Source organism: Rothia mucilaginosa (assembly GCF_964210535.1).
Taxonomy (GTDB): Bacteria; Actinomycetota; Actinomycetes; order Actinomycetales; family Micrococcaceae; genus Rothia; species Rothia mucilaginosa_F.
On record NZ_CAXOMR010000004.1, the window covers coordinates 112,896 to 128,822 of the forward strand.

General features: G+C 60.7%; 13 protein-coding genes and 3 riboswitches. Of the genes, 9 read left to right on the forward strand and 4 right to left on the reverse strand.

Annotation, left to right across the window (positions count from 1 at the left end; genetic code table 11):
* Positions 1–17 precede the first annotated feature (17 nt).
* The gene (locus AB8C10_RS02810; protein ID WP_368866774.1) at positions 18–422 is read right to left on the reverse strand and encodes a DUF2218 domain-containing protein; all 405 of its coding nucleotides are present in this window, start codon (positions 420–422) and stop codon (positions 18–20) included.
* A 347-nt stretch (positions 423–769) separates the two neighbouring features.
* On the opposite strand from AB8C10_RS02810, the gene AB8C10_RS02815 reads away from it, so the two are divergent.
* From AB8C10_RS02815 to AB8C10_RS02830, 4 genes are all read left to right on the forward strand, one after another.
* A complete protein-coding gene (locus AB8C10_RS02815; protein ID WP_368866775.1) occupies positions 770–2,236 on the forward strand; it encodes an NCS2 family permease in 1,467 nt (488 codons plus the stop codon).
* Between the two features lie 345 nt (positions 2,237–2,581).
* A complete protein-coding gene (locus AB8C10_RS02820; protein ID WP_368866776.1) occupies positions 2,582–4,030 on the forward strand; it encodes an NCS2 family permease in 1,449 nt (482 codons plus the stop codon).
* 142 nt (positions 4,031–4,172) lie between these two features.
* Positions 4,173–4,856, forward strand: a complete 684-nt coding sequence (locus AB8C10_RS02825) for a hypothetical protein (protein ID WP_368866777.1) — start codon at positions 4,173–4,175, stop codon at positions 4,854–4,856.
* Between the two features lie 2 nt (positions 4,857–4,858).
* A complete protein-coding gene (locus AB8C10_RS02830; protein WP_368866778.1) occupies positions 4,859–5,608 on the forward strand; it encodes a hypothetical protein in 750 nt (249 codons plus the stop codon).
* 99 nt (positions 5,609–5,707) lie between these two features.
* Here AB8C10_RS02830 and AB8C10_RS02835 read toward each other — a convergent pair whose 3' ends face one another.
* Complete coding sequence (locus AB8C10_RS02835; protein ID WP_368866779.1) at positions 5,708–6,136, reverse strand: YchJ family protein; 429 nt, start codon at positions 6,134–6,136, stop codon at positions 5,708–5,710.
* 167 nt (positions 6,137–6,303) lie between these two features.
* Positions 6,304–7,731 (reverse strand): LLM class flavin-dependent oxidoreductase, encoded by a 1,428-nt coding sequence (locus tag AB8C10_RS02840; RefSeq protein ID WP_294454543.1) that lies wholly within the window; start codon positions 7,729–7,731, stop codon positions 6,304–6,306.
* A gap of 113 nt (positions 7,732–7,844) precedes the next feature.
* Positions 7,845–7,953, reverse strand: a riboswitch (SAM riboswitch).
* Between the two features lie 175 nt (positions 7,954–8,128).
* Positions 8,129–8,225, forward strand: a riboswitch (SAM riboswitch).
* A 4-nt stretch (positions 8,226–8,229) separates the two neighbouring features.
* On the opposite strand from AB8C10_RS02840, the gene AB8C10_RS02845 reads away from it, so the two are divergent.
* From AB8C10_RS02845 to AB8C10_RS02860, 4 genes are all read left to right on the forward strand, one after another.
* Positions 8,230–9,066 carry an ABC transporter ATP-binding protein gene (locus AB8C10_RS02845; RefSeq protein WP_368866780.1) on the forward strand — a complete coding sequence of 279 codons (837 nt, stop codon included), beginning with the start codon at positions 8,230–8,232 and terminating at the stop codon, positions 9,064–9,066.
* An 82-nt stretch (positions 9,067–9,148) separates the two neighbouring features.
* Entirely contained in the window at positions 9,149–10,210 is a 1,062-nt protein-coding gene (locus tag AB8C10_RS02850; RefSeq protein WP_368866781.1) for an aliphatic sulfonate ABC transporter substrate-binding protein, read from the forward strand.
* Positions 10,210–11,052 (forward strand): ABC transporter permease, encoded by an 843-nt coding sequence (locus AB8C10_RS02855; protein WP_368866782.1) that lies wholly within the window; start codon positions 10,210–10,212, stop codon positions 11,050–11,052. The genes AB8C10_RS02850 and AB8C10_RS02855 overlap by 1 nt, the downstream gene beginning before the upstream one ends.
* A 279-nt stretch (positions 11,053–11,331) precedes the next feature.
* Positions 11,332–11,466: riboswitch (SAM riboswitch) on the forward strand.
* A gap of 4 nt (positions 11,467–11,470) precedes the next feature.
* Complete coding sequence (locus tag AB8C10_RS02860; RefSeq protein WP_368866783.1) at positions 11,471–13,594, forward strand: AMP-binding protein; 2,124 nt, start codon at positions 11,471–11,473, stop codon at positions 13,592–13,594.
* 146 nt (positions 13,595–13,740) lie between these two features.
* On the opposite strand, the gene AB8C10_RS02865 is transcribed toward AB8C10_RS02860, so the two are convergent.
* On the reverse strand, positions 13,741–14,829 hold the full coding sequence (locus AB8C10_RS02865; RefSeq protein ID WP_368866784.1) for a C4-dicarboxylate ABC transporter substrate-binding protein: 1,089 nt from the start codon (positions 14,827–14,829) through the stop codon (positions 13,741–13,743).
* Between the two features lie 232 nt (positions 14,830–15,061).
* Between AB8C10_RS02865 and AB8C10_RS02870 the strand changes: the two genes are divergently transcribed.
* Entirely contained in the window at positions 15,062–15,913 is an 852-nt protein-coding gene (locus AB8C10_RS02870) for a transcriptional initiation protein Tat (protein ID WP_368866785.1), read from the forward strand.
* Positions 15,914–15,927: the final 14 nt, after the last annotated feature.

A 15,927-nucleotide genomic window follows, 5' to 3' on the forward strand; every position in this document is an offset into this window, starting at 1 on the left:
AGACTAGAAAGCAGGGACTAGGAGGCGGGTACCGCCTCAAAGGTTACGACCAGTTCCTCGCGTTCACCGAAGCGGACCAGGTGGCGGCCCAGCACATCCGCCAGACCAGCGGCCAACTCGTCATTAGCGGCGCGCACCTCCATGATGAGTGCGCCGTCGGTTTCGCGCAGGTCGCCGTAGCCACGGAAGATGCCGTCACGATTGAAGGTGAGGCGCAGGCCGTCGGGCAGTTCTGCGGTGCCAAGTTTGCGGCCCATGTGGGAGCCGAGCTGCTTGATGTATCGGGCGGGGCGGGCGGTTGCGACGACGGCGCGCTGGCGTACCGGCAGGGATTCTGCGGCGGGGTAGTTCTCGACAGACTGGTTTTCAGCAGGCTGGTTTTCAGCGGGGGCAGCAGTTTTTTCCTGCGGGGTTTCAGTCACGGCGGACTCCTTCTTATCTATGCCGAAAAGGCTCACCACACGGAACCCTGCATCCGGCGACGCGTTGTTTCACCTCGAATATAGCAGGAACTTAGGGTTCACTAACCTTATATGTCACCGGTGTTCGCGCGGAGCGAGGGATAGTTAAGCCCTATGACACTGCCCAAGACAGACCCACTGAACGAAAGCTGGGAATTTCCTGGATTAACGCTCAGAGAAACTTTAACCGTAGAATATTTCGGTAACAACAGTGTCACCTCCCCAACACACCGGGAAGTGGCACTTTTTTATGCGGGTTCGGAACCCCGGCGCCCGCCCCTACTAAGAGTATCTACGGATTTTCACGAATGTCTTCTGAGAACACCGCGGCTCCCCAGAACCCCAAGGCAGAAGCCAAGGGCGCACTGGACCGTTACTTCAAAATCAGCGAACGTGGCTCCACCATCGCAGCAGAATTCCGAGGCGGCCTCGCCACCTTCTTCGCGATGAGCTACATTGTCGTGCTGAACCCCCTCATTATCGGCCTCGGCAAGGACGCATCCGGCAACGCGCTCGGCGTGCCGCAGGTCGCAGCAATGACCGCACTGGTCGCAGGCGTCATGACCATCCTCATGGGCGTCATCGCCAAGCAGCCCTTCGCCATGGCGGCAGGCCTAGGCGTGAACGCGCTGCTGGCAACCACCATCGCCTCCACCCCCGGACTGACCTGGCCCGCCATCATGGGCCTCGTCGTCTGGGCTGGTGTGCTGATGACCATCCTCGTGCTGACCGGTTTCCGCACCGCAGTGTTCAACGCGGTCCCCGAATCGCTCAAGGTCGCAATCGTCGTCGGTATCGGCTTCTTCATCGCCTTCATCGGCCTCGTTAACGCGGGTATCATCCGCCGCATGCCCGACGCAGCCGGTTCCACCGTGCCCGTCTCCTTCGGCGTGAGCGGCCACCTGCTCGGCTGGCCCACCCTGGTCTTCCTGTTCGGCCTGTTCCTCACCATTGCGCTGTTCATCCGCAATGTGAAGGGTGCAATCCTCTACGGCGTGCTCGCCTCCACCGCCCTCTCCATCATCCTGGAGAAGGTCGTGCCCTCCGGCAGCTCGCTTCAGTCCCCGACCGGCTGGTCCCTGAACGTCCCCGTCTGGGACTCCAACACCAGCAAGCTGCCCAACTTCTCCCTGTTCGGTGCCGCTGACCTGTTCGGTGCCTTCGGCACCCTCGGGGGCATGGCTGCAGTTCTGCTGATCTTCACCATCCTCATCTCCGCGTTCTTCGACGCAATGGGCACCTCCGTCGGTCTGGCGACCGAAGCAGGCACCATCAAGGATGGTCAGATCGAGAACGTCGACAAGGTCCTGCTCGTGGACGCCCTCGGCTCCGTAGTCGGCGGTGGCACTTCCTCCTCCTCCAGCCAGATTTTCGTGGAGTCCGCAACCGGTATCGGCGCGGGCGCACGCACCGGCTTCGCGAACGTCGTCACCGGCGCACTGTTCCTCGTCGCAATCTTCCTGTCCCCGCTGGTCACCATCGTGCCCTTCGAAGCTGTTGCACCCGCAATGGTGTTCGTTGGCTTCCTGATGATCCGCCAGGCAGTGAACATCGACTGGAACGACTGGGGTCTGGGTATCCCCGCGTTCATGACCATCATCTTCATGCCCCTGTCCTACTCCATCGCGGACGGTATCGGCGCAGGCTTCCTGTCCTACGTCTTCATCCGCCTGGTGCAGGGTCGCGGCAAGGAAGTTCACTGGCTCATGTACGTGGTTTCCGCAGTGTTCCTCATCTTCTTCGCTAACGGCCTGATTACCGGCTGGATGCACTAAATACATCAGGTGCCTCACCCTCCACATGTGGAGGCGCGGGCGCCATCAGGGCGGGGTATCGGCACCTTCGGGTTGCCGGTACCCCGCCCTGCGCTATTCTTCCCTCTGCCCCAACCACCGATTCTGGGTGCAGGGGTCGGGGAAACACCACAGCACCGACTGAACCGCCGCACACAACGCGTTTCAACGGCACAAGCTAGGAGGCGGCGCCTACAATGGTTGAACCATCGTGGCGCCCAACCCGGGATTTACCCGCGAGCCTAGCCCGTGAAATTTACCCGCGAGCTTCACCCGCGAAACCGGCGGCGCAACAGTACACACCGAACAACATCAACGGATCCTCACATGTCTGAACCCCAGAAGGCGGCAGCGCCCACCAGCGCACTCGACCGCTACTTCAAGATTTCCGAACGCGGCTCCTCCATCGCCGCAGAATTCCGCGGCGGCCTCGCCGCATTCTTCGCCATGAGCTACATCGTGGTGCTGAACCCCCTCGTCATCGGCCTCGGCAAGGACGCATCCGAACGCACCCTCGGTATCGCACCCGTCGCGGCTGTGACCGCGCTGGTTGCCGGCGTGATGACCATCCTCATGGGTGTTATCGCCAAGCAGCCCTTCGCCATGGCGGCTGGCCTGGGCGTGAATGCGCTGCTCGCCTCCACCATTGCCACCACCCCGAACCTGACCTGGGCAGACATCATGGGCCTGGTCGTTCTTGCCGGTCTGATCATGACCGTTCTGGTGCTCACCGGCTTCCGTACCGCGGTGTTTGAGGCGGTCCCTGAGTCGCTCAAGACCGCGATTGTGGTCGGTATCGGCTTCTTTATTTCCTTTATCGGTCTGGTCGACTCCGGCATTATCCGCCGCATGCCTGACGCAGCTGGCACCACCGTTCCGGTGAGCCTCGGCGCGGGCGGTCACCTGCTCGGCTGGCCCACCCTCGTCTTCCTCTTCGGCCTGTTCTTCACCATCGCCCTGTTCATCCGTAACGTGAAGGGTGCGATCCTGTGGGGCGTGCTCGCCTCCACCGCACTGTCCCTGATTCTGGAGGCGGTCGTCCCCTCCGGTTCCGTGCAGAAGGCGGCAACCGGCTGGTCCCTGAACGTGCCCTCCCTGGCTGACATGAAGTTCACCACCCCGAACTTCTCCCTCATCGGTTCCGCTGACCTGTTCGGCGCGTTCACCCACATCGGCCCGCTGGCTGCTTCGCTGCTGGTGTTCACCATTCTGCTGTCCGTGTTCTTCGACGCGATGGGCGTTTCGGTGGGTCTTGCCGCCGAGGCTGGCACCATGAAGGACGGCAAGGTTGAGGACATCGACAAGGTCCTGCTCGTGGACGCTTTCGGTTCCGTTGTTGGTGGTGGCGCGTCCGGTTCGGCGAACCAGATTTTCGTGGAGTCCGCTACCGGTATTGGTGCGGGTGCACGCACCGGTTTTGCGAACATTGTGACCGGTGTGCTGTTCCTGCTGGCGATTTTCATTTCGCCGCTGGTCACCATCGTTCCTTTCGAGGCGGTTGCTCCGGCACTGGTCGTGGTCGGTTTCCTGATGATTCGCCAGGCAGTGAACATTGACTGGACCGACTGGGGTCTGGGTATTCCGGCGTTCCTGACCATTATTTTCATGCCGCTGTCGTACTCGATTGCGAACGGTATTGGTGCCGGTTTCGTGTCTTACACCTTTATTCGCCTGGTGCAGGGCCGCGGCAAGGACGTGCACTGGCTGATGTACTTGGTGTCCGCGGTGTTCGTCATCTACTTCGGTATGGGCATCATTAACGGCTGGACCCACTAACTCCAACGGAGCACATATTTGCTGAGGGCAGGTTCCCGAGGCGGTTGAGAACGTAAGTTTTCAAGCCGCCGAAGGACCTGCCTTTTGTGTATCTGATTCGCTCTTACATGTTCCTTATCGCGCCTGGGTGCAAGGAAAAATCATGGCAGAATCATTCCGTTTCCGGTATGATTCTGCCATGATGTCCGTTCAAGAGTATGCTCAAGAAGCTAAGGTTTCAGAGCGAAGCGTGCGCGCCCGCCTAGAACGTGGAATGCTCCAGGGGCGTAAGTTGGGAAGCCGCTGGATTGTCGACGCCATTCCCGCAGCACACCGCAGTAATGCTGGCCGCCCTATTTCCTTCGATGCATTCAACGCTTTGGCGCGTTACTGCGATGGGCAGTTGTCTGTTCTATCTGCTGAGGAACGCCGCAGGGCAAAAGAACGTGCCTCAGCGATTCAGGAACAGGGTCCAGCTTCTGTTGAGCGGTACCGAGCCCGCCGCGGGTTGAAAGTGCATCACCTACAAGCCCCTCCCTCCGAGATTCCTGCAATTTTGGAAGACCCTGCATTGTCGCTGACCGGTATTAGTAGCGATATTTCGCAGGTGTACGGCTCAATGGTTGATGCATACGTTTCGAGCCAGGATTTAGAGAACATCATTTTTCTGTACAATCTGCTTCCGGCTTCTGCGGATTCAGCGAATGTTATCTTGCGTGAATGCGATGAGCCGCCCCATATTCTGCCCCTGCATGTAGCGGTAGATCTTCTAGATTTGGGGGATCCGCGAAGCTCCGCTGAGGCAGAACGCATTCTTCACGATTCTGTTTTCAAGAAAGCATCTTAGTCATGACCGCATCCCCTATTTTGATTCCTGCTATTGGGGCAGAGCGTGCCTCTTGGCTTGGTCTGGCTGATATCTCAAAGATTATGCCGCAAGGATGGTCCCTGGCTGGTGGAAGCATGATGCGTCTATTGGCTGCAGAACGAAGCTACGCGGGTTCTCGCTCCACTCACGATATCGACGTTATTCTTGATATCCGCGCATCACGGGCGTATGTTCGTCAGTTCCATGAGGCTCTTAGCAATGCCGGATTTTCAATTGCCGGATTCAATGCATCAGGTCAAAATCACCGGTGGGTTCGCGGTGAAGCTCAGATAGATATCCTCATCCCTTCGGGACAGTCAGAGGTCGCTCGCACCTATGAGTATCCGGGGTTTGGCCGCCTGTTAGAAACTCGTGGTGCCCAGTTTGGGCTTGAGCGTACCCGTAAAGCATCTGTACTCTGCGCTGACCGCCAATTTACAGTCAATGTTCCTGATGGTTTGGGCGCTCTTTACGAGAAGGTATCAGCCCTGCTCAACAATGGAGATTCCGATAAAAGTCGACATTTCCGAGATATTATTCTTTTGTCTTCAGTTCTTAATTCTCAAGAGCGTCGAGATATCCCGACTCTTTCTGGAAAACAGATATATCGCCTTCATGATGGTGTTTCCAGGTCGGTTCACGAATATACCGGCATTATTTCTGACCGCGAGCTGGAGGTAGCCTCTCGTTTAGAGAAATATCTTGAAAAGCTTCTAAAAGATAGAAGCTAACTAAAACAAGAAATGGCAGAATCGTTCCGAATTCGGAATGATTCTGCCATTTCTTCTATGCCCGCACCCTGCACGAAACAGGGGCGGCGAGAGCTAGAGTTAGCGGACGTCACCGTCCACGTAGAACCAGGCGCCGCCCACCTTCTCAAAGCGCGACAGCTCGTGCATGCTGCCCTTCACCCGTTCCTCCGCAGGGGTGCCCGGCACCGAACGGTAGTAGGCGACGAACTCCACCGTGCCGGAGGCGTCAAAGGGGCCGCCCGAAGAGCCCAGAATATCCAGGCGGTACCAGCGGATGTCGTCCTCCAGCTCCAGAGTCGCAGGGCGGGTGCTCGGGTGCCAGCTCGCCAGCAGGTACGCCGCATCGCCAATCGCAAACGCGGTAAAGCGCGAGCGCATCAGCTGCTCCGGCGCGGGCGCAGTCAGCGTTCCGGAGGCGGTAAACTCACCCAGGAACCTGCCGCAGCAGGTGCCGTACACCTCGCCGCTCGAGCAGGGGCAACGGTCATCATGGTTTAGTTCAGTCATGCCACCCAGTATAAAGAACGCGCTACGTCAAGAAGGCACCGCATCAAGAGACCACAGCACAAAGAAACGCCCGCTCCGCCGGGGACACTATCCTCAGCAGAACGGGCGTTCTTGTTTTCAATCGTTAAGTTTGAGCAAACCTACACGGCACGCTTCAACGGCAACGCTTATTCAGCGATTGCGCGAGCCGGGGTGTCAGCCGCGGAAGGCTTGCCCACGTATGCGCCGCGGTACTTAGCAGCCGGGTGGCTGTCAGCGACCTTGGTGTGGCCCTTACCGAAGATGTTCTCACGCAGGGTGTTGCCCTCGTACTCGGTGCGGTAGCGGCCGCGCTTCTGCAACTCGGGCACAACGTACTCGATGAAGTCCTCGAAGGAACCCGGGGAGACGTGGTACGCCAGGTTGATGCCGTCCAGGCCACCCTCGTCAATCCAACGCTCGAGCTCGTCAGCAACCTGAACCGGGTCGCCGACGATGACCTCGCCCATACCACCGATGGTGGTGTGCTCAGCGATAGCCTTACGGGTCCACTTCTTGTCCTTCGCCTGCAGGGTGAAGGGGGTCAGGAAGGACTGAATCGACTCGGTCTGCACGTAGTTCAGGACCTCGTCCTCGTCGAACTGGGACAGGTCAACGCCGGACCAGCCGCCGATAATAGCCTGTGCAGATTCGAGGTTGATGTACTTCTTGTACTCCTCGTACTTTGCCTTTGCCTTCTCTTCGGTCTCATCCACGATGACAGAGAGCATTGCGAGAATCTTGACGTCGTCGCGGCTACGGCCCTGCTCCTCAGCAGATGCACGGATGCGGTCGGTCACAACGCGGGTCAGGTCCGGGCGCAGGGCGCTGATGAACACAGCCTCAGCGTGCTTACCGGAGAACTTCTGGCCGCGGCTGGATGCGCCAGCCTGGAAAATCACGGGGGTGCGCTGCGGGCTCGGCTCGGTCAGGGAGATGCCGGGCACGGAGAAGTACTTGCCCTTGTGGCCAATCGGGTGGACCTTGGAGGGGTCAGCGTAGATGCCGCGCTCGCGGTCCTTGACGACTGCGCCGTCTTCCCAGGAGCCTTCCCACAGCTTGTAGCAGACGTCCAGGAACTCGTCGGCGATTTCGTAACGCTCGTCGTGCGGGATCTGGGTGGGCAGGCCCTGGTTCTCAGCAGCCGAAGGCAGGTAAGAAGTCACCACGTTGAAGCCGACGCGGCCCTCGGTCAGGTGGTCGAGGGAGGCGTAGCGGCGAGCCAGGGTGTAGGGCTGCTCGAAAGTAGCGGCAGCGGTCACGCCGAAGCCGAGGTGCTCGGTCACGGCGGCCATTGCAGAAATCTGGGTTGCGGGGTCATTCACGGGAACCTGAGCGGCACCCTCGATAGCGGGAGCGGCAGAGTTCTTGTACACGTCGTAGATACCGACCACGTCAGCGATGAACACGGCGTCGAACAGGCCGCGCTCAAGGGTCTTAGCCAGGTCAGTCCAGTACTTGATGGTGTTGTACTCGGTTGCACGGGAGCGCGGGTGACGCCAGAGGTCGAAGCTCTGGTGACCGATGCAGGTCATCTCGAATGCGTTGACTACGATGCGCTTCTTCTGCTCAGCCATCGATTTTCCTTTCGCGAATGATCGGGGACGATCGGGTTTGTACCCTGCACCCCGCGCGCCGCCTCCTGATGCCTTCTGCGTTCGGTGGTGGCCTTCGTGCAGGTGGCGCGTTCGCGCCGTACTTGCCTCGTTACGTTGAGGCCAGATCATCATCTGGGGCACCCCGCTACGGGAGAGGGTTGCCGCCCGGCTAGCCAGAGCTTAGCGCCGGGACTCATGATCTCGTGGTTTGAGTGTACGGGGCGCGCGGGAGGGAGGTCACGTTTGTGACGAAAAAATCTTTTTGTGACGTGGACCCGAAATATTTCGTGACAAATGCGAAATATACGGTCACAGAAATTCATACGCGCCCGTCGGGTTGATTGAGGCACGCCACAGCCCATAGGGTTGGAGGAGCAAACCATCCAGAGCGACTGAGAGACCTGGCTCCACGACGTCGCAGCAACCGGCACGGATTCTTCCACCCCCGGTGCTAACGCCAGGAACGATGGAAGTGACATGACACTCAACAGTGCAGTAACTGACGCACCCACCAGTGAAAACACCGGCCGCCGTGCCGTATCCACCGCCGCCGTCCCCTTGAGCTTTGAAGACGTCGGACAATCTTTCCCCGTGCCCGGCGGAACCCACGAAGTTCTTCGCGGAGTCTCCTTCACCGCGGCCCCCGGCGAGATTATCTCCGTCATCGGCTCCTCCGGATGCGGTAAATCCACCCTCCTGCGTGCAGCAGCAGGCCTGAACCGCATCACCGCAGGTACCGTGCGTATTGGCGAGAAGACAGTGACCGGCCTCGACCCCCGCGTAGCTATCGGCTTTCAGGAACCGCGCCTGCTCCCCTGGCGCACCGTCGCCGACAACGTGGCACTCGGACTGCCGCAAGGCACCAAAAAATCTGAAGGCGCAGCATCCGTAGCGCGCCTGCTCGACCTGGTCGGCCTGGGCGAATACGCAACCCACCGTCCCAAGGAAATTTCAGGCGGTATGGCTCAGCGCGTGTCCCTGGCGCGAGCGCTCGCACGCAACCCCGGCGTGCTGCTGCTCGACGAGCCCTTCGGTGCTCTGGACGCGCTGACCCGCATCAACATGCAGGATTTGCTGTTGGACGTGCACCGTCAGGACCCGACCACGATTCTGCTGGTCACCCACGATGTGGAAGAGGCGCTGTACCTCTCTGACCGGGTCATCGTCCTCGGTAAGGACACCCCGGAGGCGCCCGCCACCATCCAGCGTATTGTGACCGTTGACCGTTCTCACCCGCGTGACCGCGCCGATGCAGAGATCACGGCGCTGCGTAGCGAACTGCTGGCTGAGCTCGGCGTGGAAGATAACGCCTAAATCTGCAGGCAACACCAGCGCTGCCGCGTAACGCATTCTCATCACCACACATCATCATCTTCAGAAGCGAAAAGATTCCATCATGACTTACTCCCCGTCTCGCCGTACCGCCCTTAAGTCCCTTGCCGCAGCCGCCGCTTTTGCTACTCTGCTCAGCGCCTGCGCCGGTGAAGGTTCCGGTTCCTCCAACGCCTCCGGTGCAGCCGGCGGCGGCAAGGACACCGTGACCATTGACTACGCCACCTACAACCCGCTCTCGCTGATTATCCGCAAGAAGGGTTGGCTTGAAACCGCCCTTGCCGCCGAGGGTAAGAAGGTTGAGTGGGTCAAGTCGGCTGGCTCGAACAAGGCGAACGAGGCGCTGCGTAGCGGCAACATTGATGTCGGCTCGACCGCCGGTTCGGCGGCTCTGCTGGCACGCGCTAACGGCTCCCCCATCAAGGTCATCAGCCTGTACTCGCAGCCGGAGTGGTCGGCTCTGGTGACCCGCAAGGATTCGGGCATCACCAAGGTTGCGGACTTGAAGGGCAAGACCGTTGCCGTGACCAAGGGTACCGACCCGTACTTCCTGCTGCTGCAGGCACTCAAGCAGGAGGGTATTTCTGCTTCGGATCTGACCATTCAGAACCTGCAGCACGCCGACGGCCGCACCGCCCTGGATAACGGTCAGGTCAACGCGTGGAGCGGCCTGGACCCGATCATGGCTGCCGCCGAGGTGGAGAGCGGCGACGTGCTCTTCTACCGCAACCTGGACTTCAACACCTACGGCTTCCTGAACGCGACCGAGAAGTTCATCCAGTCCAACCCGACCGCTACACAGACCATCGTGGACGTGTACGAGTACGCTCGCGCCTGGGCTAAGAAGAACCCCGAAGAGGCAGTGAAGATTGTCGAGGAGGAGTCCGGCATTAAGCATGAGACCGCCCAGGTCGTCATGGAGCGTACCCACCTGGACATTGACCCGGTTCCGGGCGCAAAGCAGGTTGAGGTGCTCAAGGGTGTCGGCCCGATTCTGGTCGAGTCCGGCGACGTTCCCTCCCAGTCCGACGTGGACAAGGCACTGAACAGCATTGTGGACGACCAGTTCGCAAAGAAGGCTGACAGCGCAGCCGTCGAGAAGATCGCAAAGGTGGTTGAGAAGTAATGACCGCCGCAACGGTTACCGCCGCCTCCAGCGCTCGCGCTGAGCGTGCCGAGAAGCGTGCTACTTCTGTGAAGCTGCCGTCGAACCCGTTCGCCGGTAAGCAGTACCTGGGCCTGATTCTGCCCCTGGCGCTGATTGCCCTCTGGTACATCCTGAGCACCAACGGCGTGTTCACCCAGGTTCAGCTGCCCTCCCCCGACCGCGTGGTCAGCGCTGGCATTGAGCTGGCGCAGCGCGGCGAGCTGGGCCGCCACGTGGCGATTTCCACTCAGCGTGTGCTGATTGGTTTCAGCATTGGTGCCGTGCTCGGCCTGGTGCTGGGTGCGCTGATTGGCCTCTCTGCGCCGGTGCGTCTGATTGCCGCACCGACCATTGGTGCGCTGCGTGCCGTGCCGTCCCTGGCGTGGGTTCCGCTGCTTCTGCTGTGGATCGGTATTGGAGAGAATTCCAAGGTGACTCTGGTTGCTATTGGTGCGTTCTTCCCGGTGTACACCACGGTTTCTGCGGCTCTGGCGCACGTTGACCCCAAGCTTGTGGAGGCGGCACGCGCCTTCGGTCTGAAGGGTCTGCGCTTGTTCACCACGGTTCAGCTTCCCGCGGTTCTGCCGTCGGTGGTTTCGGGTCTGCGTCTGGCGCTGGCTCAGGCGTGGCTGTTCCTGGTCGCCGCCGAGCTGTTGGGTGCGTCCATGGGTCTGGGTTACCTGCTGACTGACTCGCAGAACAACGGCCGCACCGACCGCCTGCTGCTCGCCATCGTGGCGCTGGCGGTGCTCGGTAAGATTACCGACGCGCTGGTGGGCGTGTTCGAGCGCTGGGTGAAGGCAAAGTACCCCAGCAACTAATTGAAAAGGCTCGGCGTTCGCGCTGAGTTTTAGGAGAGATGTCCGCCGCGTAGTTGCTCCCTGAAGGTGAGCTAATCATCGCTACGCGCCGGAAAAAGAAGTCGGCGGGGAAACCTGTCGCCTACTGAATGATGATGATGTGCCCCGCCCCGCGCCCCACAGCAGTGAGCGCGGGGCGGGGTCTTTAAATATGTCGTTATATTACGAACCGATACACAGCACGCCGAATATGACGGTCCCCTTTGCTTCCTAGCCCGGAGCGCGCTTTACTAAGAAGGCAAACCATCCAGAGCGACTGAGAGACCTGGCTCCATGACGTCGCAGCAACCCCCTCGCCAACGCACACACAGACCCCACGGTCACACAGACAGCGGCACGGCAAGCAAGGGTGCTAATGCCAGCAACCGATGGGAGAATAATGGGACTGCCCACCCCCTACTCGTTCACCGACCCGCTGAACCCTACCCCGAACCCCGCGCTCGAATCTGACGAGGCACGCGTCGCGTTCTGGGAGAAGCAGGCGCAGCGCCTCACCTGGGCTGAGCCCTGGCACACCGCGCACCGCTTCGAGAAGCCGAAGTCCCTCGGCTTTGATGAGGACGGCATCGAACAGTTCACGATTCCCGAAATTAAGTGGTTCGAGGGCGGTAAGCTGAACGTCGCCTACAACTGCGTGGACCGCCACGTGGAGGCGGGCCGCGGCGACAAGGTCGCCCTCTACTTCGAGGGTGAACCCGGCGACCGCGAAGCCATCACCTACGCCGAACTGCAGCGCCGCATCGCGAAGGCCGCCAACGGTCTGCTGTCCCTGGGCGTGCGCAAGGGTGACCGCGTGGTCATCTACCTGCCCGTCATCCCCGAAACCATTATCTTCACTCTCGCCTGCGCGCGTATCGGCGCGATTCACTCCCTCGTGTTTGGCGGTTTCTCCGCCGAGGCGCTGAAGTTCCGTGTGGAAGACACCGGCGCAAAGGTTCTCATCACCACCGACGGCCAGAACCGCCGCGGCAAGGTCGTTCCCGTGAAGGTGAACGCCGACGAAGCATGCTCCGGTGAGAACAACATTGAGCACGTCATCGTGGTGGACCGCACCAGCGCCTCCGACCCGGTAGCACACGCCGCTGTGCCGTGGACTGAGGGCCGCGACGTCTGGTACCACGACCTGGTGGACGACCAGCCGGACACCCACGCCTACGAGCTGCACGACGCCGAGGATCCGCTGTTCATCATTTACACCTCCGGCACGACCGGTAAGCCTAAGGGCCTGGTGCACACCATGGGCGGCTACCTGGTGCAGACCGCGTACACCCACGCGTTGCTGTACGATCTGCTGCCGGATTACGTGGACGAGAACGGCGTGCTGCGCCCCGACGAGCTGTCCGCCGTCAACGACCCCGAGAAGGTGGAGTCCACCGTTCACTGGTGCACCGCCGACCTTGCTTGGGTGACCGCGCACACCTACGAAATCTACGGTCCGCTGGTTAACGGCGTGTCCGAGGTGATTTACGAGGGTACCCCGAACACCCCGCACTTCGGCCGCCACTTCGAGGTCATTGAGCGCTACGGCGTGACCAACTACTACACCGCGCCGACCCTGATTCGCTCCCTCATGGGTGCGTTCCCGAACGGCCCGGAGCCCGGCAAGTACGACTTCTCGACCGTGCGCCTGCTCGGTTCGGTGGGTGAGTCCATCAACCCGGAGGCGTGGCGTTGGCTGCGTCAGCACGTGGGTGGCGGCACCGCGGCGTTCATCGACACCTGGTGGCAGTCCGAGACCGGTTCGACCGTGTGCTCCCCGCGCCCGCACGACCCGGCGTTCGCACCCGAGGGCACCTACCCGGAGGGCACCCCGCACTGCACTCCTCTGCCCGGTTGCGCTACCCGCGCTGTTCCCGGCGTGTCCACCCGTGTGGTGGATGAGCACGGCGACCCGGTCGAACCCGGCAAGCAGGGCTTCATCGTGGTCGATAAGATTGGCCCGTCCATGGCTCGTACCGTGTGGCAGAACCCGCAGCGCTTCCTGGATTCCTACTGGCGCCACTACGGCGAGCGCGGCTGGTTCCTCGCTGGCGACGGCGCGAAGGAAGACGAAGAAGGTAACGTGTACATCCTCGGCCGTATTGATGACGTGATTAACATTTCGGGTCACCGTCTGTCCACGATTGAGATTGAGTCGGCTCTGGTCACTCACCCGGCTGTGGTTGAGGCTGGCGTCTGCCCCGTGGAGGATGAGCTGACCGGTCACCAGGCGGTCGCCTACGTGACGCTCACCGATGAGGGTAAGGACCTGACTGAGGATGAGCTGAAGGCGGCGCTGACCGCACACGTGCGTGAGCACATTGGCCCGATTGCTAAGCCGAAGGATGTTGTGGCGGTTGCCGATATCCCGAAGACCCGTTCGGGTAAGATTACTCGCCGCCTGCTCGGTGAGCTGTACCAGGGCCGCTCGCTGGGCGATGTTTCTTCGCTGCAGAACGAGGAGGCGCTGGGCCACATTGCGCAGGTGCTGGTGGATACCGGCCGCGTGAGCGAGGCTGTCTAGGCTCTGTTGCTGAGCTGAACGCTGAGCTGAAAGCTGCATACAGTAAAGGTGCGGATACCGAATGATGATTCGGTATCCGCACCTTTTGCTATGCCATTTTACTGGGCTGACACGGCTCTTTGTCGGCGTTGCGCCGCCTAGTTAGCCTACTTGATCAGGCCCAGCGAACGAGCGTGTTCGGCGGTAATGCCGCTCGGCTCAATGTGCTCGGGACCCTTGTTCTTCTCCGGGTGCTCGGTCGCCTGGAAGCGAATCATCTTCAGGTCGTTTGCCGCACCCAGGTTCGTAATCAAGCCGTCACCGTTCAGGTCCACGGACACCGGCTCGGTGTCAATCTTGCCGTTGCCGTTGAAGTCAATCGGCTGGTCGGCGGGCTTGCCCTTGTACAGGAAGCCAGCCGCGCGGGGACCGAAGCCGCGCGCCTCGTACAGCTTCGCCTCGTTCAGCATGCGGTACTCGGCGGTGGAGTAGCCGAAGTAACGGCTACCATCAGCCATGGGCACGCCAGTGAGGGTGTACTGGTAGTTCATGACGCTGTAGTAGTTGGGCTTGTAGTTGATTTCGTCCCAGCCGCCGTGGCTCAGCGCAAGGTTGTGGCCGAGCTCGTGTACGAACACTGCCACGCGGATGTCGCTGGTTGCCTTACCCCAGAAGTGCGGGCCCACGGTGACCATGAGGTTGCGGCCACCGAAGTTAGCGATGCCGGAGGAGGTGCTGTTGTCGTAGTAGTCGCCCCAGATGACGTAGTGGAAGGTGCCTTCGCGGGCGGTGTTGAACTTACCTTCGGTTGCCTTGATGCGGTGGAGCGCCTTGAACTCGCTGTCGAGCTCCTGGTAGCTGATTTCGTTGCCGCCGCCGAGGTTGTACTTGGCGCTGCGGGCGCTACCGGCGTCCAGGTGGATGTTCACGCCGGTGGTGCCGTCGGGGTTGCGCATGGGCAGGTCGGCGTAAATCTTGGTGATGCGGTCCAGCTCGTCTTCGCTGGGCAGCAGGCCCGCCATGTAGTCCATCTCGACGAAGATGTCCTTGTGGTTGGGGTTTGCGCCCATTGCGGGGAAGTCGACGTCGATTTTGCCGTCGCCGTCTGCGTCGTAGCCCTTCAGCTCCCAGGTGTTGGGGATGCCGTCGCCGTCAATGTCGGGGCTGTAGGCGTTTGCTGCGGGGGCTGCGATGGTGCCCAGGCAGAGCACTGCGAGGGAGGCAAGCGTGACGCGTGCGCTCTTCAGAAATGCCATGTTGTGTTCCTTAGTGTGTGGTGACCGGTGGTGTTTCGGTGGAGCTTGCCGGGAGGACGTTCTCCACGGTTTCCATGATGCTCCCGTTTCACGCGCTAGGTGAGCTGGGTGCCGTAATGTTCATACATTGAGGTAATAGTTGAGATAATTTTGAAGATGAGCTGAATTACATTAGAGTATCAGTAATTCAAATCACACGCATCACCACATTCTTAATGACAAGAGAGATCCCATGACTTCTTCCCCTAATACCGCGCGCAACCTGAACCGCCGCTCCCTCGTCAAGGGTGCCGTCTGGAGCGCCCCCGTTATCGCAACCGCCGCAGCGGCACCCGCCTACGCGGCATCCACCGACGCGCAGGAGACCCCGACCATGAGGTTCGGTGTCTTCACTCAGGCGTTCAACTCGAACCCCGCCAACGACTTTGATACCCGCTACGGCCTGGATTCCTACACCGTGCAGGTCCCCAACATCACCGCAACCTCCACCACCCCGCAGAGCCGCGGCGGCGGCACTTTCACCCCCGGCGGTAGCGTCGGTGCAGGCCTGTACGGTGGTGCGGGTCTGTGGATTTCTGCGCCCATCAACTCCAAGGGCGAGTTCCAGGGTAGCTCCTGGCTGTACCCTCAGGCGCACCTGCAGGTGACCTTCGAGTTCACTTTCCCCACCGCCGAGGATGTCACCGACCCGCTGCTGTGGGACGTCGATAACGACGTTGAAATCCCGGCACTCGCCAAGAGCGAGGGCGGCGCGAAGACCAACAACCCCGCCGTGGCGGCGTTCAACGGCATCGCATACACCGCGAAGTTCTACGAGCCGACCATCGAGGACAACGTCTGGACCGGCGTACTGGATATCCGCACCTCCGACTACCTGGAAGCCACCGCGAAGGACGGCGTGAGCTACGCGCAGGTGCTGGCTTCGCTGGTTCCGGTGTACTTCACCGAGGTGACCTCCAGCTACACCCTGACCACCACCGCTCAGATCACCAGCGGCAGCGTCGCAATGCAGCTGACCGAGGGTGGCGAGTACACCTTCCAGGACCTGGCTGGTTTGCGCGCTTCGGCAACCATCAGCCGCTAACGCCACAGCAAGCA